Source organism: Enemella dayhoffiae, assembly GCF_002250625.1.
Taxonomy (GTDB): domain Bacteria; phylum Actinomycetota; class Actinomycetes; order Propionibacteriales; family Propionibacteriaceae; genus Enemella; species Enemella dayhoffiae.
In genome coordinates, this window is sequence record NZ_NMVQ01000034.1 from 1 (window position 1) to 20,701 (window position 20,701).

Annotated in this window: 19 protein-coding genes; 3 read left to right on the forward strand and 16 right to left on the reverse strand. The window is 71.7% G+C overall.

Annotated features, from left to right (window positions below):
* From CGZ93_RS12705 to CGZ93_RS12715, 3 genes are all read right to left on the reverse strand, one after another.
* The coding region (locus CGZ93_RS12705; RefSeq protein ID WP_141211205.1) for a PHP domain-containing protein at window positions 1-586 on the reverse strand (586 nt) is incomplete at its 3' end.
* Window positions 587-695: 109 nt separating this feature from the next.
* On the reverse strand, window positions 696-1,340 hold the full coding sequence (locus CGZ93_RS12710; RefSeq protein ID WP_141211206.1) for a hypothetical protein: 645 nt from the start codon (window positions 1,338-1,340) through the stop codon (window positions 696-698).
* Entirely contained in the window at window positions 1,337-1,870 is a 534-nt protein-coding gene (locus CGZ93_RS12715; protein ID WP_229117427.1) for a SigE family RNA polymerase sigma factor, read from the reverse strand. The genes CGZ93_RS12710 and CGZ93_RS12715 overlap by 4 nt, the downstream gene beginning before the upstream one ends.
* A gap of 421 nt (window positions 1,871-2,291) precedes the next feature.
* Between CGZ93_RS12715 and CGZ93_RS12720 the strand changes: the two genes are divergently transcribed.
* Together CGZ93_RS12720 and CGZ93_RS12725 are read left to right on the forward strand one after the other, a co-directional pair.
* The gene (locus CGZ93_RS12720; protein ID WP_094364539.1) at window positions 2,292-2,813 is read left to right on the forward strand and encodes a hypothetical protein; all 522 of its coding nucleotides are present in this window, start codon (window positions 2,292-2,294) and stop codon (window positions 2,811-2,813) included.
* Window positions 2,810-3,799, forward strand: a complete 990-nt coding sequence (locus tag CGZ93_RS12725) for a hypothetical protein (RefSeq protein WP_229117428.1) — start codon at window positions 2,810-2,812, stop codon at window positions 3,797-3,799. Before CGZ93_RS12720 ends, CGZ93_RS12725 begins: the two co-directional genes overlap by 4 nt.
* A 4-nt stretch (window positions 3,800-3,803) precedes the next feature.
* Here CGZ93_RS12725 and CGZ93_RS12730 read toward each other — a convergent pair whose 3' ends face one another.
* From CGZ93_RS12730 to CGZ93_RS12750, 5 genes are all read right to left on the reverse strand, one after another.
* A complete protein-coding gene (locus CGZ93_RS12730) occupies window positions 3,804-4,574 on the reverse strand; it encodes a hypothetical protein (RefSeq protein WP_094364540.1) in 771 nt (256 codons plus the stop codon).
* Between the two features lies 1 nt (window position 4,575).
* Window positions 4,576-5,376: a hypothetical protein gene (locus tag CGZ93_RS12735; RefSeq protein WP_094364541.1), complete on the reverse strand. Its 801-nt coding sequence runs from the start codon at window positions 5,374-5,376 to the stop codon at window positions 4,576-4,578.
* A gap of 92 nt (window positions 5,377-5,468) precedes the next feature.
* A complete protein-coding gene (locus tag CGZ93_RS12740; RefSeq protein ID WP_094364542.1) occupies window positions 5,469-6,935 on the reverse strand; it encodes a glutamate synthase subunit beta in 1,467 nt (488 codons plus the stop codon).
* A gap of 26 nt (window positions 6,936-6,961) precedes the next feature.
* Complete coding sequence (gltB, locus tag CGZ93_RS12745; protein ID WP_176451758.1) at window positions 6,962-11,512, reverse strand: glutamate synthase large subunit; 4,551 nt, start codon at window positions 11,510-11,512, stop codon at window positions 6,962-6,964.
* A 145-nt stretch (window positions 11,513-11,657) separates the two neighbouring features.
* Window positions 11,658-12,599 (reverse strand): hypothetical protein, encoded by a 942-nt coding sequence (locus CGZ93_RS12750; protein ID WP_141211207.1) that lies wholly within the window; start codon window positions 12,597-12,599, stop codon window positions 11,658-11,660.
* A gap of 268 nt (window positions 12,600-12,867) precedes the next feature.
* On the opposite strand from CGZ93_RS12750, the gene CGZ93_RS12755 reads away from it, so the two are divergent.
* Entirely contained in the window at window positions 12,868-13,782 is a 915-nt protein-coding gene (locus tag CGZ93_RS12755; protein WP_141211208.1) for an alpha/beta fold hydrolase, read from the forward strand.
* A 180-nt stretch (window positions 13,783-13,962) separates the two neighbouring features.
* Here CGZ93_RS12755 and trpA read toward each other — a convergent pair whose 3' ends face one another.
* From trpA to hisI, 8 genes are all read right to left on the reverse strand, one after another.
* Complete coding sequence (gene trpA / locus CGZ93_RS12760) at window positions 13,963-14,778, reverse strand: tryptophan synthase subunit alpha (protein WP_094364545.1); 816 nt, start codon at window positions 14,776-14,778, stop codon at window positions 13,963-13,965.
* Window positions 14,778-16,070 carry a tryptophan synthase subunit beta gene (trpB, locus tag CGZ93_RS12765; RefSeq protein WP_094364546.1) on the reverse strand — a complete coding sequence of 431 codons (1,293 nt, stop codon included), beginning with the start codon at window positions 16,068-16,070 and terminating at the stop codon, window positions 14,778-14,780. The genes trpA and trpB overlap by 1 nt, the downstream gene beginning before the upstream one ends.
* Window positions 16,067-16,759, reverse strand: coding sequence for a GntR family transcriptional regulator (locus CGZ93_RS12770; protein WP_094364547.1), 693 nt, complete (start codon window positions 16,757-16,759; stop codon window positions 16,067-16,069). Before CGZ93_RS12770 ends, trpB begins: the two co-directional genes overlap by 4 nt.
* Before the next feature lie 318 nt (window positions 16,760-17,077).
* Complete coding sequence (trpC, locus tag CGZ93_RS12775; protein WP_094364548.1) at window positions 17,078-17,860, reverse strand: indole-3-glycerol phosphate synthase TrpC; 783 nt, start codon at window positions 17,858-17,860, stop codon at window positions 17,078-17,080.
* The gene (locus tag CGZ93_RS12780; RefSeq protein ID WP_094364549.1) at window positions 17,860-18,093 is read right to left on the reverse strand and encodes an HGxxPAAW family protein; all 234 of its coding nucleotides are present in this window, start codon (window positions 18,091-18,093) and stop codon (window positions 17,860-17,862) included. Before CGZ93_RS12780 ends, trpC begins: the two co-directional genes overlap by 1 nt.
* A 56-nt stretch (window positions 18,094-18,149) precedes the next feature.
* The gene (locus CGZ93_RS12785) at window positions 18,150-18,764 is read right to left on the reverse strand and encodes a Trp biosynthesis-associated membrane protein (RefSeq protein ID WP_094364550.1); all 615 of its coding nucleotides are present in this window, start codon (window positions 18,762-18,764) and stop codon (window positions 18,150-18,152) included.
* Entirely contained in the window at window positions 18,757-20,322 is a 1,566-nt protein-coding gene (locus CGZ93_RS12790) for an anthranilate synthase component I (RefSeq protein ID WP_094364551.1), read from the reverse strand. Before CGZ93_RS12790 ends, CGZ93_RS12785 begins: the two co-directional genes overlap by 8 nt.
* Window positions 20,319-20,690 (reverse strand): phosphoribosyl-AMP cyclohydrolase, encoded by a 372-nt coding sequence (gene hisI, locus CGZ93_RS12795; RefSeq protein WP_229117429.1) that lies wholly within the window; start codon window positions 20,688-20,690, stop codon window positions 20,319-20,321. Before hisI ends, CGZ93_RS12790 begins: the two co-directional genes overlap by 4 nt.
* Between the last annotated feature and the right edge of the window lie 11 nt (window positions 20,691-20,701).

The window sequence follows — 20,701 nt, forward strand, 5'->3', positions numbered from 1 at the left end:
CCAGCCCGTGATCCATCAACTCGACGAAATAGTTCTCCGCCCCGAAGATGTCGCGGAACTCCGCCGCCGACCTCAGCGCCTCGTCGAACTGTCCCAACCGCAGATAGGTCTGCACCTCACCCGACGGGCAGCCGGTGGTCGCCATCAACCCACCCGCGTACCGCTCCAACAACTCCCGGTCGGCCCGCGGCTTGTAGAAGAACCCCTCGATCGAGGACAACGAGGACAGCCGGAACAGGTTGTGCATCCCGACGTTGTTCTCCGCCCACATCGTCATGTGGGTGTACGCCCCAGAGGCCGCCACATCATCACCGGTGCCGTCGCCGAACTTCACCCGCTTGCGTTCGCTGCGGTGGGTCTTCGGAGTCAGGTAGGCCTCCAGCCCGATGATCGGCTTCACCCCCGAGCCCTGCGCCTTCTTGTAGAACTCGTAGGCACCGAACAGGTTGCCGTGATCGGTCATCGCGATCGCCGGCATCCCCATCTCCGCCGCCGTGGAGAACATGTCCCCCACCCGGGCCGCACCATCCAACATCGAATATTCCGAGTGACAGTGCAGGTGCACGAACGAACTCTTGTCAGCCATGTCTGGGCGTTCAACCTCCACCGGAATGCGGTCCCTGCTGCGCAACCACCGGGGGCGCCGGCGGGCGGATCGCCAGACTACCCCCGATGGCTGACAGTCTCCCGCCGACTCACTCGAGGGTGGCGAGCACCCGGCCGTCGGCGGCAATCGCCCGCACCGGCTCGGGGGTGGCGGCCGGGCGGAGCACCACCAGGCGGGTCTCCTCGCCGGTGCTGAGCAGCACCGTCGGAGCCGGCCCGCCGGGGCGTACCGGTTCCACCTTCGTCGTGCCTGCCGGGGCGAGCACCGCGACGATGCGTACGCCCCTGCGGTCGAACTCGACGCGGGTCTGGGTCAGCGGCCGGCACCTCGGGGTCGGCCCGGTCAGGCACCACTGCCCGCCACGGACCTGCAGCTGGTCGGACCCCTGCGCGGACCCGTCGGAGCGGGTGGCAGCCGCGCCCGGAGTCGTGGACTGCGGTGTCGGGCCGGAGGTCCGGGCCGGGGCGGCCGCCTGTGGCCCCGCTTCGGCGCTGCCGCCGGTACTGCTCGCCTGCTGTCCCGGGAGGATGCGCGGCAGCAGCACCCCGGCCAGCACGACCAGCGCGAGCACGGCGGTCACGCCGAGGACCCGGGCCCGGTGGCGCGCCTGCCGGAGTCGGGCGTTGGTCATGATCGCGCCGGGGTCCAGGGGTTCGGCGTCGGCACCGTGTATGCGGTGCAGCGCCGCGCGCAACCGCTCCTGCTCGTCCATCCCGCCTCCTTCGATGCTCATCCCGCCTCCCGCAGACCCTGCACCTCGGGCGCCTCACGCAGCTTGCCCAGCGCCCGCGCGCAGGCGCTCTTCACCGTGCCCACCTTCACCCCGAGCGCGGCCGCGGTGTCCGCCTCACTGAAGTCCTCCAGGAACCGCAGCACGACGACCGCCCGCTCCCGGGCAGTCAGCTCGCCGAGCGCCACCCGGATCGCCTCCCGGTCGGCCACGCCAGCTGACCCGTCCCCATCGACCAGTTGGCGCGCCGCCGCCCCGCCCGGTCCGCCCGGGTCGAAGTCGGTGGCCTGCTCCCGCCAGGGCCGGCGGCGCAGCCGGTCCCGATAGAGGTTGACCAGGATCCGGCGTACGTAGCTGGTCGGGTCGTCGGTCGAACGCACCCGCGACCATTTCAGGTACGCCTTCTCCAGCGCCCCCTGGGTGAGATCCTCGGCGAGGCCGGGGTCGCCGCAGAGTCCGCGCGCGAACGCGAGCAGCCGCGGCGAGCGCTCGCGTACGAACGCCGAGAACTCGGCATCCCGGTCGACCGACAACCCCGTCCCCCCTCCGGCGGCGACATTTCGTGTCACGGTCTCACACGGATCGGGCCAGCGAACCGGTTCCGTGGTTGACGGGATTTCTTCGTCCATTTCGGTTCGGGACCGTTTTGGGCGGCGGATAAAGGCACCGCGCGACGCGGATAGGTTCTACCCTCGCAGTGTGAGCGGAAATCAGCCGGGGTGGTCGGGCCAGCCACCGCAGCCCGGCCCGTGGCAGGGTCCAGGGCCGGGCCAGGGCGGGGCGTGGCCACCGGGCCTGGGGCAGCCGCCCGGGCCGCCGAGTCGGCCGATGCCGCAGCCGACCGGCACCGTTCCGCTCGGGGAACCCGGGCAGCGCCCGCCGGGAGCCCCGACGCCCGGGGGTTCGCCGCCGGGAGGCCAGCCGCCGGGAGGCCAGCCGCCGCGGCGGCGCAACGTGAGCACCTTCGTCGCCCTGGGCCTGGCCGTGGTGCTGCTCGGGGTGCTGACCGGCGGCGGGGTGTGGTGGTACCGGCAGAAGTCGGCGCCCACGACCCAGGCGACCCCGGTGCCGACCGCCGCGGCACCGGCCACCCCTTCGGCAGAGCAGCCGTCGCCGACTCCCAGCCCGTCCGCCAGCACAGCGCCCAGCACGTCCCCACCCTCGACGACCGCGCCCCCGCCGCCCCCGCCACCGCCGCCTCCGACGGCACCGACGGGGTTCCCGCCGGGGAGCAGCGAGTGCACCGCCGGCCCGATCTACGGCGGCGTCGCCCGCTCCGCGTCGGGGAACAAGGTGACCAGCTGCCCGTTCGCGGAAAAGGTGCGGCAGGCGTACGGCGCGCAGCCACGGCGCGACGGGGTCGTCGCGGTGGTCGCCACCTCCCCGGTGACCGGCAGCAGCTACACGATGAACTGCGTCGCAACCGGGCTGATCGTCTGCACCGGAGGCAACGATGCGTTGGTGTATCTGTTGTGAGGTGGGTGCGCGCGACCGGCTCCCTGGCTGGACTGCTGCTGCTCGGCGGATGCACCTCTCTGGGACCCCTGGTCGGCGCCCCCGCTCCGGCACCGTCGCCCCCGGCCGGCCAGCAATCCGGTCAGCAACCCGGCCCGACCGCGCCGGCCGGTACCGGTAGCCCGACCGTGAGCAACCGGCCCTCCTCACCGGGCCCCACCGCGCAGGCGCCCACCCCGCACGGGCCCGTCACGCTGGGCCCGGCCAGCCCCCTGCCCGCGTCCCCCTCGGCGGACGCCCAGCGGCTGCGGACCGAGTTCGCCGGGTTCAGCGCCACCCAGTCCGGCCGGGTCGGGCTGGCCGTCGCCCCGGTCGGGTCCGGTGGCGGGGTCGCGGTCGGCGAGGTCGCCTCCGGGGTCGCCTGGTCGACCAGCAAGGTGCCGCTGGCGATCGCGGTGACGAACCGGTCCCCCGGCGCGCACACCGCGGCCATCCAGCGCGCCATCACCGCCTCCGACAACGCCGCCGCCGAACAGCTGTGGGCGAGCCTGGGTACGCCGACCGAGGCCGCCGCCGCGACCGGGCGGGTGATCAGCGACCTCGGTGGTGGCCGGGTGCAGGTGCAGTCCCAGGTCACCCGGCCCGGATTCACCGCCTTCGGCCAGACCGAGTGGTCGCTCGCCGAGCAGGCCGAGTTCGCGGCCCGGTTGCCCTGCCGACCCGAGGCGGCACAGGTGTACGCCCTGATGGGGCGTACCGACTCCAACCAGGCGTGGGGGGTGGCCGGGCTGCCCGGGGCGCACCTCAAGGGCGGCTGGGGGCCGGGCGTACGCGGTGGTTATCTGGTCCGCCAGATGGCGGTGATCGACACCCCGCGCGGACGGGTGGCGGTCGCGATGGCCGCCGAGCCGGCGTCCGGGGCGTACGCCGACGGCTCGCGGATGCTGACCCGGCTGGGTCAGTGGCTGCGCGAGCATCCGGACCTGCTGCCGGCCGGACGCTGCTGAGCGATCAGAGGAAGCGCGGCCAGGGTCGCTGGGACTCGCGCACCGCCCACTGCACCAACCGGCGCGGACCGACATAGGCCAGGTGGAGCGCGGCGCTGACGAGCGCCAGCAGGAACGCATAGAGGACCAGGTGCCGTTGCCCCGCCTGACTCCACACCGACCAGCTGACCAGCAGCGGGACGAGGATTCCGATGGCCGCCTCGAGCCGCATCAGTTCCCGCTGCGCGCCGACGGCGACCCGGATCACGGTGACGGCGATCGCCGCCCCGGCCAGCAGCAGCGGGACCATCGTGTGCAGGAGTACGCCGGGGGCGGCCCCCGGGCCGGTGGGCGCGAACAGCACCACCAGCAACGCCGCCGCCACGGCCATCGGCACCTGGGCATAGAGGGCCGGGACGGTCGGGAACGGCCAGTCGATCCAGGTCCGGACCAGCCACAGGGCATACGCCGCCAGGCTCATCACGCAGACCCCGACGATGACCGGGACCGCGCCGGGCACCGCCACGGCCACCAGGTGATAGCTGGCCGCGGCCTGCACCAACGGCAGCGCGAAGCCGCCGATCCACGAGGCGCGGGTGGTCAGCAGTGCCAGCACGAACAGCGCCAGCAACGGCATCCCCAGCGACTGGCCGGGCGCGGTCAGCCAGCCGAGGCCGTTACGGCCACCCTCGGTGGCCACCAGCGTGTTGTCGGCGCGCAACTCCCAGGCGCTGGCGAACGCTGCGGCGACGGTCGTGGCGAGCACGGCCACCGCGGATCGACAGATCGGCCACATCTCAGATCGCCTTCCGCTCGCGATAGTGCCGACGCAGCCGGCGGACGGCGGTGATCGGCGAGAGCAGGCCGGCGATCGTGTAGTAGGGCAGGGCGAAGACGCCCACCGGGAGGGAGCCGAACAGCAGCGCCACCCCGAGCAGGGGGTCGGTGGCCACCCAGGTGCCGCGCGGATCCCAACTCGAGGTGCCCTGACCGGTGCTGAGGATCTGGCGCTGATAGATCACGGTCTGCGGTGGATGCCGCTGCCGCCAGCGCCAGATCATCACCGCTCCCGACACGCCGATCGCCACGGCGAGCCCCGTCCCGAGCACGCTCACGGTGAGGTCCTGTCCCGGCTGCGGGTTCACCGGGCCGCCGCCCTGCTGCAGCATCAGGAAGATCAGGCCGGCGAACAGCACCCCGCACAACCACGCCGTGATCGCGGTACGGGCCGGCCGCGGCGCCTCGCGCAGCTCGCGGTCATGCTCGAGGCGCAGGGCTCGGCGCCGGTTGCGCCGCTCGATCCGGGCCTGCCGGTCCGAGGAACCGACCGCCGTCGACCGGATCTGCTGTTCCGGTTCCGGTTGCTGGGGTTGCGGTTGCTGGGGTTGCGGTTGCTGGGGCTGACCCGGGTGGCCGCCCCAGGGATCGGGCTGCGGCCCGGGACCCGGGTGACCCCAGGGGTCGGGCCCGCTCGGCCCCTGCCCGCCCAACGGATAGCCGAACGCGTCGGTGGGCGGCCCGCCCGCGGGCGTACCCCAGTTATGGTTGCCCTGCTGGCCGCCGCCCTCGGGCCAGCCGCGGGGTTCGTAGCCGCTCATTGGACCTCCAGTTGGTCGGCGACACGCTACCGCCAGCCGGGGTCGCCACCACGCCGGACCGCGCGCGGCCCTGTGGCCACCCGGCGTACGCCTCAGACGACCAGCGAACGCTCCGTCGGCAGGATCGGCTTGGGCAGCTTGGTGTCCCCGGTCAGGTACCAGTCCACTCCGGCGGCGCAGGAGCGCCCCTCGGCGATCGCCCAGACGATCAACGACTGACCGCGACCGGCGTCCCCGCAGACGAACACGCCGGGGGTGGAGGTCTCGTAGTGCTCGGTCCGGGCGATGTTCCCGCGGGCATCGAGCTCCAGCCCGAACTCCTCGACCAGACCGTCGCGCTCGGGGCCGGTGAACCCCATCGCCAGCAGCACCAGCTGCGCCGGCAGCTCCCGCTCGGTCCCCTCGACCGGGGTGAACTTCCCGTCCACCATCTCGACCTCGCTGAGCCGCAGCGCGCGGACGTTGCCGTCCTCGTCGCCGACGAACTCGGAGGTGGAGACGGCGTACACCCGCTCGCCACCCTCCTCGTGCGCCGAGGAGACCCGATAGATCATCGGATAGGTGGGCCAGGGCTGGTTGTCCGGGCGGTCCTCGGTGGGACGCGGCATGATCTCCAGCTGGGTGATTGAGCGGGCGTGCTGGCGCAGCGAGGTGCCCAAGCAGTCTGCACCGGTGTCGCCGCCGCCGATGATCACCACGTCCTTGTCGGTGGCGACGATCTGGTCCGGCACCTCCTCGCCGAGCGCGACCCGGTTGGCCTGCGGCAGGAACTCCATCGCCTGGTGGATGCCGCCGAGCTGGCGACCGGGGATCGGCAGGTCGCGGGCCACGGTCGAGCCGGTGGCGATCACCACCGCGTCGTAGCGCTTCATCAACTCGTCACCGGTGATGTCGACGCCGACGTTGACGTTGTTGCGGAAGATGGTGCCCTCGTTGCGCATCTGACGCAGCCGACGATCCAGCACCGCCTTCTCCATCTTGAACTCGGGGATGCCGTAGCGCAGCAGGCCGCCGGGGGCGTCGGCCCGCTCGTAGACGGCGACGGTGTGCCCCTCGCGGGTGAGCTGCTGGGCGGCGGCCAGCCCGGCCGGGCCGGAGCCGATCACCGCGACCGTGTTGTTGGTGTGCCACTCGGGCAGCTGCGGCTTGACGCTGCGGTTGTCCCAGCCGCGGTCGGCGATCGCCACCTCGACGTTCTTGATCGTCACCGGCGGCTGGTTGATGCCGACCACGCAGGCGGTCTCGCACGGCGCCGGGCACAACCGCCCGGTGAACTCGGGGAAGTTGTTGGTGGCGTGCAGCCGGTCCAACGCCACGTTCCAGTCGTTGCGATACACCAAATCGTTCCACTCGGGGATCAGGTTGCCCAGCGGGCAGCCCTGATGGCAGAACGGGATGCCGCAGTCCATGCAGCGGCTGGCCTGGTTGGAGATGATCGGCAGCAGCGCCTTGCCCGGTCCGCCCGGATAGACCTCCTGCCAGTCGTTGATGCGCTCGTCGATCGGGCGGCGGGCCGCCACCTCCCGGTCGTGCTTGAGGAATCCGCGGGGGTCAGCCATGGCAGGTCTCCTTGTGGGTGTTCGTGTCAGGCATGGACCGCCTCCATCATCCGGCGGGCCGCGGCGTCGTCGTCCAGCCCCTCGGCGACCGCGGCCCTGCGGGCGGCCATCACCCGGGCGTACTCCCTGGGGAGCACCTTGGTGAACGCGGCGGCGATGTCGCCCTCGAGCAGCCGCTTGGCGATCTTCGAACCGGTCTGCTCGTGATGACGGCGCAACAGCTCCGCCAGCCGCTCGACGTCCTCGGCGTCCGGGGCGAGGGTGTCGACCATCTCCCGGTTCAGGTTCTCCTCGCGCAGCTCGTGCACGAACGCCACCCCGCCCGACATGCCGGCGGCGAAGTTCCGCCCGGTACCACCGAGCACCAGCACCAGCCCACCGGTCATGTATTCACAGCCGTGGTCCCCGACGCCCTCGACCACCGCGGTGGCCCCGGAGTTGCGGACGCAGAACCGCTCCCCGACCCGGCCGCGGAGCAGGATCTCCCCGCTGGTCGCGCCGTAGCCGATCACGTTGCCGGCGATGATCTGCTCGTGCGGCTCGAAAGCGGCGTCCTCCGGCGGGCGGACCACGATCCGACCACCGGACAGTCCCTTGCCGACATAGTCGTTGGAGTCGCCGATCAGCCGCAGGGTCACCCCGCGCGGCAGGAACGCGCCGAACGACTGCCCACCGGATCCGGTCAGGGTCAGGTCGATCGTGTCGTCGGCGTACCCCTCACCGCGGGTCGCCCGGGTCACCTCGTGGCCGAGGATGGTGCCGACGGTGCGGTGGATGTTGCGCACCTCGGTCTCCCCGGTGACCCGCTCCCCACGCTCCAGCGCCGCCTTCGCCAGGGGGATCAGCACCCGCCGGTCCAGCGAGTCGTCCAGCCCGTGGTCCTGGGTGATCGTGTTGCGCAGCGGCGAGGACTCCGCGAAACGACCGCTCGGCCGGTGCAGCACCGGGGCCAGGTCGAGCCCGTGCGCCTTCCAGTACGCCTCGGCGCTGGCGGTCTCCAGCATGTCGATCCGACCGATCGCCTCGTCCAGGCTGCGGAATCCCAGCTCGGCCAGGTATTCGCGCACCTCCTGGGCGACGAACCGGAAGAAGTTGACCACGAACTCGGGCTTTCCGGAGAACCGCTTGCGCAGCTCCGGGTTCTGGGTGGCCACGCCGACCGGGCAGGTGTCCAGGTGGCAGACGCGCATCATCACACACCCCGAGACCACCAGCGGGGCGGTCGCGAACCCGTATTCCTCGGCCCCCAGCAGGGCGCCGATCACCACGTCCCGGCCGGTCTTCAGCTGCCCGTCGACCTGCACCACGATCCGGTCCCGCAGCCCGTTCACGATCAGCGTCTGCTGGGCCTCGGCCAGGCCGAGCTCCCAGGGTCCGCCGGCGTGCTTGAGCGAGGTGAGCGGCGCCGCACCGGTGCCGCCGTCGTGGCCGGAGATCAGCACCACGTCGGCCTTCGCCTTCGACACCCCCGCGGCGACGGTGCCGACGCCGACCTCGGCGACCAGCTTCACGTGCACCCGCGCGCTCGGGTTGGCGCACTTGAGGTCGTGGATCAGCTGCTTGAGGTCCTCGATCGAATAGATGTCGTGGTGCGGCGGCGGGGAGATCAGGCCCACCCCGGGCGTACTGTGCCGGGTCTTCGCCACCCACGGATAGACCTTGTTGCCGGGCAGCTGACCGCCCTCGCCGGGCTTGGCGCCCTGGGCCATCTTGATCTGGATGTCGTCGGCGTTGGTCAGATAGTCCGAGGTCACCCCGAACCGGCCCGAGGCGACCTGCTTGATCGCCGAGCGACGCCGCGGATCGTACAACCGCTCGGCGTCCTCGCCACCCTCTCCGGTGTTGGACTTGCCGCCGAGGATGTTCATCGCGATCGCCAGCGTCTCGTGCGCCTCCTGGCTGATCGAGCCGTAGGACATGGCACCGGTGGAGAACCGCTTCACGATGTCCTCAACCGGCTCGACCTCCTCGATCGGGATCGAGGGCCGGTCGCTGCGGAACTGCAGCAGCCCGCGCAGGGTCATCAGCCGCTTCGACTGGTCGTCGACCCTGCGGGTGTACGCCTTGAACACGTCATAGCGCTCCGCACGGGTGGAGTGCTGCAGCCGGAACACGGTCTCGGGGTCGAACAGGTGCGGCTCCCCCTCGCGGCGCCACTGGTACTCACCACCCACCTCGAGCTCGCGATAGGGCAGCGGAATCCCGTCCGCGGGGTACGCCTTCTGGTGCCGCATCCGGATCTCGGCGGCGATCTCCTCCAGCCCCATCCCGCCGAGCTTGGAGGCGGTACCGGTGAAGTACTGATCGATCACCTCACTCGACAGGCCCAGGCACTCGAAGATCTGCGCCCCGGTGTAGGAGGCGACGGTGGAGACGCCCATCTTGGACATCACCTTCAGCACGCCCTTGCCGAGCGCCTTCTTCAGGTTCTTCACCGCGACCTCGGGGTCGACGCCCAGATAGACCTCTTCACGGGCCAGGTCCTCGGCCGACTCGAACGCCAGATAGGGGTTGACCGCCGAGGCGCCGAACCCGATCAGGGTGGCGACGTGGTGCACCTCGCGGACGTCACCGGCCTCGACGATCAGCGCCGCCCGGGTGCGCGCCTTGGTGCGGACCAGGTGGTGGTGCACCGCGGAGGTGAGCAGCAGCGACGGGATCGGGGCCAGCTCGGCGGTCGAGTGCCGGTCGGACAGGATCACCGTGCGCGCGCCGTCGTTGATCGCCCGGCTGACCTCGGCACAGATCCGGTCCAGGGCGTGCCGCAGCCCCATCCCGCCGTCCTCGACGCGATAGAGCCCGCGCACGATGTGCGGCCGGAAGCCCGGCATGTCGCCGTGCCGGTTGAGCGCGACGACCTTGGCCAGCTGGTCGTTGTCGAGCACCGGGAAACCGATCACGATCTGTCGGCAGGACGCCGGGCCGGGGTCGAGCAGGTTCTGCTCCTGACCGATGGTGCCGGCCAGGGAGGTGACCAGTTCCTCGCGGATCGCGTCCAGCGGCGGGTTGGTCACCTGGGCGAACAGCTGCGCGAAATAGTCGAACAGCAGCCGCGGCCGCTCGCTCAGCGCGGCGATCGGGGTGTCGGTGCCCATCGACCCGATCGGCTCGGCGCCGGTGCTCGCCATCGGACTGATCAGCAGCCGCAGCTCCTCCTCGGTATAGCCGAACACCTGCTGGCGCCGGGTCACCGAGTTGTGCCCGTGCACGGTGTGTTCACGCGCGGGCAGGTCGTCCAGGTCGATCAGCCCGGCCTCCAGCCACTCCCCGTAGGGGTGCTCGGCGGCCAGCTCGGACTTGATCTCGTCGTTGGGGATGATCCGGTGCTGCTCGAGGTCGGCCAGGAACATCTGCCCCGGCTGCATCCGCCCCTTCTGCACCACGTTGCGGGCCTCGATCTCGGGCAGCACGCCGGCCTCGGAGGCGAGCACCACCAGCCCGTCGTCGGTCACCCAGAACCGGCCCGGGCGCAGGCCGTTGCGGTCCAGCACGGCACCGATCAGGCTGCCGTCGGTGAAGCACACGCTGGCCGGGCCGTCCCACGGCTCCATCAGGCAGGAGTGGAACCGATAGAAGTCGCGCTGCTTCGGGTCCATCCCCGGGTTGTTCTCCCACGCCTCGGGGATCATCATCAGCACCGCGTGCGGCAGCGAGCGCCCGCCCAGGTGCAGCAGCTCGAGCACCTCGTCGAAGGACGCCGAGTCGGAGTGGTCCGGCGAGCAGATCGGGAACAACCGCTCCAGGTTGCCGCCGATCACGTCGGAGGCGAGCAGCTCCTCGCGGGCCCGCATCCAGTTCCGGTTGCCCTTGACGGTGTTGATCTCCCCGTTGTGCGCGATCATCCGGAACGGGTGCGCCAGCTCCCAGCTGGGGAACGTGTTGGTGGAGAACCGCGAGTGCACCAGCGCCAGCGCCGAGGCCAGCCGCTCGTCGTGCAGCTCGGGGAACACCTCCTCCAGCTGGTCGGTGGTCAGCATCCCCTTGTAGACCAGGGTGCGCGCCGACAGCGACGGGAAATAGACCCCGACCTCGTGCTCGCAGCGGCGCCGCAGGGCGTACGCCAACCGGTCCAGCTCGATCCCCCGCTGGCCCTCGGCGCCGGCCACCACCAGGTGGGCGAAGTGCGGCATCACCTCCCGCGAGACCGGGCTGAGCGTGCTGTCGTCAGCGGGGATGTCACGCCAGCCGAGCACGGTCAGCCCTTCGGCCGTGACGAGCTTCTCGATCGCCGCGACGGCGGTCCGCCGCTCGCTCTCCTCACGGGGCAGGAAAGCCGCCCCGACGGCGTACGCCTGGGCCTCGGGCAGCTCGAACTCGCAGACCGCGCGCAGGAACGCATCGGGCACCTGAACCAGGATTCCGGCGCCGTCGCCGGCGGCGGTGTCGGCGCCGGTGGCGCCGCGGTGGTCGAGGTTGCGCAGCGCCTCCAGGCCCTGCTCGACGATGGTGTGGCTCGCCTCCCCGCTCAGTCGGGCGACGAACGCGACCCCGCAGGCGTCGTGCTCGAAGGCCGGGTCATAGAGCCCTTCGGCGGGGCGTTGCACGGATCGCCGGGTGACCACGGAATCGTTCGTCACGGTGAACTCCTGACCTTCTGGGTGGCTGAGCGCCGGCGGAGGGGATGGGTTGCTCCGCGTGGCAGGGAAACGGTACTCAGCCGTCCAGCATTCGGAGAAATCTGCGCGGTGGATGAGACGGAGGACACGCCCGGGCGGGCGGGTGCTACTTCTTCGCGGCGGCCGCGGTGGACTTCTTCGGCTTCTTCGAGGGTACGCCCGAGGCGGCCTGTCGCCGGCGCTCGGCGTTGACTCGGCGTACCCGCTCCCCGCGCCAGTGGTAGAAGTAGCCCACCGCGGCAACCCCCGCCGAGCAGGCGGCGATCGCGAACATCGGCTGCCAGCGGCCGGATTCCTCGTCCAGGATCAGGAAGAAGCCGAGCCCGAAGATGACACGGAACGCCACCGACGACGCCCAACGACCCCGGCGCATCCGCTGGTGGATGATGACCAGGATCAGCGACACCGCGACCGCGACCACCATGTGGCTGCCGGCATAGAGCAGCGCCTGCATCCGGCTCGGGTTGGACTCCTGGCGGTCGATCAGCGACTGCCAGACCGGCCACTGCCACAGGCCCCAGCACACGCCGACGGCGATACCGGTGGCGAGCACGCCGAGTTTCTGGTTCAGCGTCGGCTCCAGGATGGTGCGCCAGCCGAACTCCTCCAGGGTGACCCCGACCAGCAGGCCGAGGGCGACGAAGCCGAAGATCGTGCCGGTGTCGTCCGGCATCGCCAGCGGATGGGGCAGCTCGGACAGTTCGGTCGGCCGGAGCCCCCAGCGGAAGAAGCCATAGAACTGCACCACCAGCAGCAGGATCGCCAGCGCTGCCCCGATGCCCACGATGGTGCGGCGGACCACCTGCACGTCGAAGCCGCCGCCGGGCAGCCACAGCAGCGGGAGTCGGAGCGGGCGGCGCAGCGCCAGCGCGGCCAGACCGCCGAGCACCGGGGCGATGCTGCCGAGATTGAACACCCAGGTGGCGATCCGGAAGTGCTGCTGGATCCAGAACAGCGGGATCGAGAAGAGCGCGGTGGCGATCAGGAACACCGCGGCCGCCATCCAGACGCTGCGCTGGGGAGTCGCGGAGGATTGGGCCTGCTGCACCCGGCCATGCTAGCGGCTGTACCGCGTCCCGAGGCCGTAGGATGAGCGCGTTACGAGCCACTTCCCCCGCTCCGGCGGCCGCTCGAGAAGAGACACCGCATTGACTGTCGCCGTGCGCAGTGCGCGATCGGATCGCCCTGCCCGCAAGCCGTCGCCCGCCCGGGGTGGCTCGGCGCGGGGTGGCTCGGCGCGGGGTCGCGCTGCGGGGCGCGGTGGGGCCGCTCGTCGGTCGACCGGTGCCGCACGGTCGCGCCGCCGAGTGCTCCCGGTGGTGCTGGTGCTGGTGCTCGGTGTCCTGCTCGGCTGGTGGCTCCGCCCGGGGACCGCGGTGGGCCACTTCCGCAGCGTCGCCGGCCACGACCGCTATCAGACGGCGTACGCCGAGGCGCTGCGCGACCTGCCCCCGCCGGCGGCCACGCTCGACCTGCGGACCGAGCTGGGGATCGTGCGGACCTACCGGTTCGCCGGGGCCAATCCGCAACTGCCGCCCATCGTGTTGCTCGCGGATCGGGGCCGGGCCACCCCGGACTGGGCTCCGCTGGTCGGCGCGCTGGTGCGGCAGCGGACGGTCTATGCGGTGGACACGCTCGGCGATGCGGGGCTGAGCCTGCAGGCGCGGACGCTGTCCAACGACTCGGACGCGGCCAACTGGTTGTACCAGGTGCTCGGGCAGCTGCCGGCGAAACAGTTCGTGCTGGCGGGTGCCGGTACCGGCGGTTGGGCCGCGGTGAACCTGGCGGTTCGTCGACCCGGTGTGGTCGCCGGCCTGGTGCTGATCGACCCGGAACGGGTGCTCGCGGATCCACCGTCGACCGCCGGGGTGCGGGAGTTCGTGGCCACCAACCGGTACAGCCCGCAGGGCTGGCGGTCGGCCTGGCTGGACCAGCGGGCCGGCGCCCCCGTCACCGGAGCGATCGGGCGCTTGGCTCTGTCCGGGCTGGTGGAGCACACCGAAGGCTCCCAGATCGGGGACACCCTGGCCGAGCGTCCGCTGCGCGAGCTGCAGATCCCGACCCTGGTGCTGCTCGGTGGCGCCTCCACGGTGCACGACGCCCGCGCCGCCGAGACCCGGGCCAGGCTGTTGCCGAGGGGCACCGTCCGCTTCTGGCCCGACGCCCCCCACGATCTGGTGCACGCCCGCACCCCCCAGGTCCTCACCGAGCTCACCGCCTTCCTCCGCTGACCCCACGCTGGCTGAGCCGCCAACACGCTGGCTGAGCCTGTCGAAGCCACCCCCCACGCCGGCTGAGCGAGCGCCAGCGAGTTGAAGCCCCGCACAATTCCTTGATCATTTCACTCGAGGCCCCGCTACCCCGCGTCCGCTCGTCGGCGTCGGACCGAGAGACCGGAATTGTGCGGGACCTCAGCCGCGTACCCCGGCGGCCAGGTCGGCCAGCAGCTCCCGCAGCGCGCTCAGATCATCCGGCGTACCGGCATCCTCGGCGGCGATCAGGGTGCGCACGAGCGCCGAACCAACGATCACCGCATCGGCATATTCGGCAATCTCGCGCGCCTGGGCGCCGTTGCTCACCCCGAGCCCGATCCCGACCGGTACCTCCGGCCGCAGCTCCCGGACCCGGCGGACCAGCTCCGGCGCCGCCGCCGACGACTGCGCCCGCACCCCGGTCACCCCCATCACCGAGGTGGCGTACAACCAACCGCGGCAGGCGTCCACCGTGCTCGCGATCCGCTCATCGCTGGAGCTCGGTGCGACCAGGAAGATCCGGTCCAGCCCGTGCGCCTCGGAGGCAGCGAACCACTCCTGCGCCTCGTCCGGGGTCAGGTCCGGGGTGACCAGCCCCGACCCGCCGGCGTTGGCCAGGTCGCGGGCGTACGCGTCCACCCCGTAGTTCTCGATCAGGTTCCAGTAGGTCATCACCACGCTGTTCCCGCCTGCTGCGGCCACGGCCTCGGCGGCGGCGAAGGAGTCGCGGGTGCGTACGCCGCGGGCCAGCGCCGAGGTGCCCGCCCGCTGGTTCACCGGCCCGTCCATCACCGGATCCGAGTACGGCATGCCGATCTCCACCAGGTCGCAGGCGCGGGCCAGCTCGCCCAGCGCGGCCAGCGACACCGGTACATCGGGATAGCCGACGGGCAGGAACCCGACCAGCGCCCTGCGGCCCTCGTCGGCGGCGGCCCGGAACAGCCGTCCGGTACGCCCCAGATCGAACTCGCTCATCACAGCTCCTTGCTTCCGGTCATCGACCCCTCGGCCTCGGCGTCCGGCGCCTCGCCGCCGGTGGTGGCGTCCACGCTGCCGTCCAGCCCGAACCACTTGATCGCGGTCTCCACGTCCTTGTCGCCGCGCCCGGACAGGTTGACCAGGATCAGCGGCTCCTCGTCGGGCCGCTCCTCGGCCCAGCGTCGACCCAGCCGCAGCGCCCCGGCCAGGGCGTGCGCGGACTCGATCGCCGGCATGATCCCCTCGGTGCGGGTGAGCAGCCGCAATGCCTCCATCGCCTCGGCGTCGGTGACCGGCTCATAGCTGGCGCGTCCAGTGTCGGCCAGCCAGGCGTGCTCCGGCCCGACCCCGGGATAGTCCAGTCCGGCCGAGATCGAGTGCGACTCCTTGGTCTGCCCGTCCTCATCCATCAGCACGAAGGTGCGCATCCCGTGCAGCACCCCGGTCCGCCCCTCGGAGATGGTGGCGGCGTGCCGGCCGGTCTCCAGGCCGTCCCCGCCGGCCTCGAAGCCGAACAGCCGCACCTGCTCATCGGCGATGAAGTCGGCGAACAGCCCCATCGCGTTCGACCCGCCGCCGACGCAGGCGACCACCGCATCGGGCAACCGGCCGTGTCGCTCGAGCACCTGGGCGCGGGCCTCGGTGGAGATGATCCGCTGGAAGTCGCGCACGATCATCGGGAACGGGTGCGGCCCGCCGACCGACCCGATCAGATAGTGGGTGTTGTCGACGCTGGCGACCCAGTCGCGCAACGCCTCGTTCATCGCGTCCTTCAGCGTCTTCGAACCCGACTCGACGGCGACCACCTCGGCACCGAGCAGCTGCATCCGCGCCACGTTGAGCGCCTGCCGGTCGGTGTCCACCTTGCCCATGTAGACCCGGCACTCCATCCCGAACAGGGCCGCCGCGGTGGCGGTGGCGACCCCGTGCTGCCCGGCGCCGGTCTCGGCGATCAGCCGCGTCTTGCCCATCCGGCGGGTGAGCAGCGCCTGGCCCAGCACGTTGTTGATCTTGTGCGAGCCGGTGTGGTTGAGGTCCTCGCGCTTCAGCAGGATCCGCGCGTTTCCTGCGTGGGCGGAGAATCGGCTCGCCTCGGTGACCGGGCTCGGCCGGCCGACGTAGTCGCGGTGCAGGCCGGTCAGCTCTTCGGCGAAGGCCGCGTCGGCCTGGGCGTCGGCGTACGCCCGTTCGAGCTGGGCGAGCGCGGCGTGCAGCGCCTCGGGCACGAACTTGCCGCCGAAGCGGTCGTAGTGTCCGGTGGCGTCGGGCAGCGTGCGGGGCTGGGTCATGACTCCTCCTGGTGGTGCGGCTCGGGATGTGGATGCAGGCGGGCGCGTTCGACGGTGATCACCGCGCCGGGGATCAGGGCCCGGTCGGTGAGCACGACTCGGCCGTCGGTGGTGCGCGACTCGCGGACGCTGAGCAGGGCCGGGCTGTGCGGGGCCCGGCCGAGCAGGTCGGCGTCCTCGCGGTCGAGGACCACCGCGCGGACGGTCTCGGTGGCATCGGTCACCGCGCGGCCGGCGTCGGCCAGGGCGGCGTACAACGACTCGTCGCCGAGCCGCTCCACCGCGATCTCGACGCCGGGCGCCAGCAGCGAGGTCTGCAGCGCGAACGGCTGCCCGTCGAGGCGGCGCAGCCGGACGATCCGGTGCCCCTCGGCGGTCGGACTGTGGTCGATGACGGTGGTGGTGAGGGTACGCCCGGTGGCGGCGGCCTGGTCGGCGAGACTGGTCAGCGGGCCCAGCGACAGCTCGACGCTGCGCGGCGTGACGAACGTGCCGCGGCCGTGCTCGCTCACCACCAGCCCCGCCTCGGCCAGCCGGGCCAGCGCCTGCCGCACCGTCATCACGGTCACCCGGTGCCGTTCGGCCAACTCGCGCTGGGAGGGCAGCGCGTCACCGGGCGCGAGCGCACCGGACTCGATCTCGGCCCGCAACGCGTCCGCGATCACCCGGTACTTCGGCTGCCCGCTCATCCCACCTCCCGCTTCACCGTCGCGCCAACTGTTCTAGATCACTTTAACGCTAGCACTTTGTCAGTTGTCATGCCCAGCCCCGAGCACCCATCCCCGCGCGAACTCCCCCCATCTCTTTGGCGGAAATCCCGCCCCATCGTTCGGCGTACGCCGGACAGAGCCTGCGTTTCAATGGACCCATGAACCGCACCAGCGCCGAACCGCACCAGCGCCCCGGACCTGGCCGCGATCGGCTCCGCCCTGGGCGACAACTCCCGCGCGGCGAGGCTGATCTCACTGCTCGACGGCCGCGCCTGATCAAACGCGCCTGACCGGGCCTCAGGCCCCGGCAGCAATCATCCGGCGTACGGCCTCGACAGGGTCGCCCCCGGTGACCAGCGCCTCGCCGACCAGCACCACGTCCGCACCCGCGGCACGGGCAGCGGCGACATCCTCCGGCCCGCGGATCCCCGACTCGGCGACCTTCAGCACCCCCGCGGGCACCCGCGGCGCCAACCGGGCGAAGGTACCGGGGTCGACCGCCAAGGTCTTCAGGTTGCGGTTGTTCACCCCGACCAGCCGCGCGCCGCCGGCCAGCGCGCGGTCGATCTCGGCCTCGTCGTGCACCTCGACCAACGGAGTCAGCCCGAGCTCCACGGCACTCTGGTGCAGGTCACGCAACTGGGCGTCATCCAGCGCGGCGACGATCAGCAGCGCCAGGTCGGCACCGGCCACCCGTCCCTCGAGCAGCTGATAGTCGGTGACCACGAAATCCTTGCGCAGCACCGGTACGTCGACCCGCGAGCGCACGGCGACCAGGTCGTCCAGCGAACCGCGGAACCGTCGCGCCTCGGTGAGCACCGAGATCGCGGCCGCACCACCCTCGGCATAGTCGGCGGCCAGCCCGGCCGGGTCGGTGATCTGCGCCAGGTCGCCCTTACTGGGGCTGGCCCGCTTGACCTCGGCGATCACGCTCACCCCCGCGGCGGCGAACGCCGGCATCGGGTCCAGTGGTTGCGGGGCGTACGCCAACTGGCCGGCCAGGTGCTCCGCGGAGATCCGCGCCGCGCGCTCGGCCAGGTCCTCGCGTACCCCGACGATGATGTCGTCGAGGACCGACATCAGTCCTGCCCGAGCCCGACCCGGTTCATGATGCCGCCGACGATCGGGGCGGCGAGCATGATCACGCCACCGGCGACGCTGATCGGGATATTGATCGACGGGAATCCACCCGGACCGACCAGGAACCCGACGGTCGCCACCAGGAAACCGACCAGCGCGATCATCGCCCCGGCCCAGGCGGCAGGGGTCTTGCCGTGGTGGACGTGCTTCACGGTGGTACGTCGGCGGCTCATCTGTCCTCTTTCATTCGTGCAGATTCAGGTCGTGCGGATTCAGGCTCGGCTCGCAGTCATTCTCGCCGATCAGGACCCGGCCTGTCATCCGGACCGGCCGACGGAGGCTCGGCGGGATCGTCAACGGTCGGGTCGTGTCCGGCGTCGAGCGCCTTCCACACCTCGTTCGGGTCGTCGTCGGCGGTGGTCTCGGCGGCCACCCGCTGCCGATCGAACCGGTCGGCCGGCCGCGGCCAGGTCTGCGCCCGCAGAAGCATCAGCAGCGCGGCCGCCAGCACGATCAGCCCACAGACGGCGTACGCCCACGGGGCGGCGGTTTCCCCACCGACGACGAAGGTCCCCTCCGCCAACTCGCGCCGCGTCGGCCCGCGGCCGACCACCGGCAACCCGGTGAGCAGCATGCCGATCCCGGCCAGCGCCAGCGGCACGGCCAGGATCCGCCGCCCCACCGGCCGCAACAGCAACGCCAGCAGGGTTCCGGCGGCGACCACCGCGGCCAGCACCACCGCCAGCGATCCGGTGTACTCGTTCCCGCTGACCCGGAACTCCCCCGCCGCCTGCCAGGGCACGCTCGACAACACCAGCCCGAGCAAGGACCCGAGAGCCAGCCCGCCCAGGGCGTACGCCCGAGTCCGCCGACCAGCCGACCCCGCCCGCGGCGACTCAGCCATCGGCGTCCAGGGCCCGCAGCGCCCCCGCCGAGGCGATCGCGCGCAGCACCGCGGCCGCCTTGTTCTTCGACTCGGTATTCTCCAACCCAGGAACTGAATCCGCGACCACCCCACCACCTGCCTGGACATAGGCCGTCCCGCGGGTGATCAGCGCGGTGCGGATCGCGATCGCGGTGTCGGAGTCGCCGTTGAAGTCGAACCAGCCGACCACCCCGCCATAGATCCCGCGCCGATTCGGCTCCAGCCGTTCGATGATCTCCATCGCCCGCACCTTCGGCGCCCCCGACAGCGTGCCCGCGGGGAAGCAGGCCAGCGTCGCCTCCAGGGCGGTACGCCCCTGCGCCAGCTCCCCGGTGACCGCGGCCGCCAGGTGCATCACGTGGCTGAACCGGCGTACCTGCATGAACTCGACCACCTCGACGGTGCCCGGCCGGCAGACCCGGCCGAGGTCATTGCGGCCCAGGTCGACCAGCATCAGGTGCTCGGCGCGCTCCTTCTCATCGGCCAGCAGCTCGGCCTCCAGCGCGACGTCCTCGGCGGGGGTGGCCCCGCGCGGTCGGGTGCCGGCGATCGGGCGGGTGATCGCGTTGCCGCCGCGCACCGTCACCAGCGCCTCGGGCGAGGAGCCGACGATGTCGAACTCCCCCATCCGCAGCAGGTAGAGGTAGGGACTCGGATTCAGCAGCCGCAGCCGCCGATAGACCTCGAACGCGTCGGGCGCATCGGGCACCTCGAACCGCTGCGAGGGCACGATCTGGAAGCACTCACCGGCCTCGATCTCGGCGATCGCGTCGCGCACCGACTGCTCGTACTCCTCGTCGGTGCGCTGCCGGCGCACCTCCCGCGGCTCGTCGTCGAGGTCGGCGACCCGGGCCAGGGCGGTCCGCGGCCGGGTCAGCTCGCTCACCATCCGCTGGACCCGGTCGCGGGCGTCGGCGTACGCCTCGTCGACGCGTTCGTCGGTGGCGTCGAAGTTGATCGCGTTGGCCATCAGCCACACCTCACCGGTGTGGTGGTCCATCGCCGCCAGCTCGGTGACCAGCATCATCGACAGCTCGGGCACCTGCAGGTCATCCACCGTGTCGACCGGCAGCTTCTCCAGCCGCCTCACGATGTCATAGCCGAGGTGGCCGACGAAGCCGGAGGTGAACGGCGGCAGGTCCGGCTGCGGGCTGTCGTGCACCAGCAGCCGCAACGACTCACCGAGGGCGGCGAGCGGGTCGTCGGCGTACGCCTCGGAGCCCCCCTCGGCGCCCGGCAGCCCGACCGGTACGTTCCCCTGCCAGGTCAACCGCCCCTGGTCGCTGGTCAACGTGGCCGCGGCGCGGACCCCGATGAACGACCAGCGCGAGCTCACCCCGTGCTCCACCGATTCGAGCAGGAAGGTGCCGCGGCGCGAGGCCGCCAGCCGGTGGTACAGCGAGACGGGGGTGTCGGCGTCCGCCACCACCCGCGCGGCCACCGTGATCACCCGCCGATCCGCCGCCAGCTCCCGGAAACCGGCCAGATCCGGGGTGATGGTGACTGAGCCTGTCGAAGTCTCCTGCTCCGCGCTCACGACGCCGACTCCCCCAGCAACACGTGGCTGTCGAAGCAGCTGACCAGCCCGGTGTGGCAGGCCGGACCGGTCTGGTCGACCCGCACCAGCAGGGTGTCGCCGTCGCAGTCCAGGCGCACCTCGCGGACCCGCTGCACGTGCCCGGAGGTCTCCCCCTTCACCCACAACTGCTGACGGCTGCGGGAGAAGTAGGTGCCGCGGCCGGTGGTCAGGGTGGCGTGCAGGGCGGTGTCGTCCATCCACGCCATCATCAGCACCTGTCCGCTGGTGGCGTCCTGGACCACGGCGGGGACCAGCCCGTCGGGCGTACGCCGCAGCAGCGCGGCCACCTCGGGCGCGAGCGGGGATCGGGTATCGGCAGAACTCACGCCGGCCATTC

Bases quoted from the DNA above. Each gene is read 5' to 3' on its own strand.
- CGZ93_RS12710 (WP_141211206.1), bottom strand. From the start codon at position 1,340: ATGAGCATCGAAGGAGGCGGGATGGACGAGCAGGAGCGGTTGCGCGCG.
- CGZ93_RS12730 (WP_094364540.1), bottom strand. From the start codon at position 4,574: ATGTGGCCGATCTGTCGATCCGCGGTGGCCGTGCTCGCCACGACCGTC.
- CGZ93_RS12735 (WP_094364541.1), bottom strand. From the start codon at position 5,376: ATGAGCGGCTACGAACCCCGCGGCTGGCCCGAGGGCGGCGGCCAGCAG.
- CGZ93_RS12740 (WP_094364542.1), bottom strand. From the start codon at position 6,935: ATGGCTGACCCCCGCGGATTCCTCAAGCACGACCGGGAGGTGGCGGCC.
- trpA (WP_094364545.1), bottom strand. From the start codon at position 14,778: ATGAGCGAGTTCGATCTGGGGCGTACCGGACGGCTGTTCCGGGCCGCC.
- trpB (WP_094364546.1), bottom strand. From the start codon at position 16,070: ATGACCCAGCCCCGCACGCTGCCCGACGCCACCGGACACTACGACCGC.
- CGZ93_RS12770 (WP_094364547.1), bottom strand. From the start codon at position 16,759: ATGAGCGGGCAGCCGAAGTACCGGGTGATCGCGGACGCGTTGCGGGCC.
- trpC (WP_094364548.1), bottom strand. From the start codon at position 17,860: ATGTCGGTCCTCGACGACATCATCGTCGGGGTACGCGAGGACCTGGCC.
- CGZ93_RS12780 (WP_094364549.1), bottom strand. From the start codon at position 18,093: ATGAGCCGCCGACGTACCACCGTGAAGCACGTCCACCACGGCAAGACC.
- CGZ93_RS12785 (WP_094364550.1), bottom strand. From the start codon at position 18,764: ATGGCTGAGTCGCCGCGGGCGGGGTCGGCTGGTCGGCGGACTCGGGCG.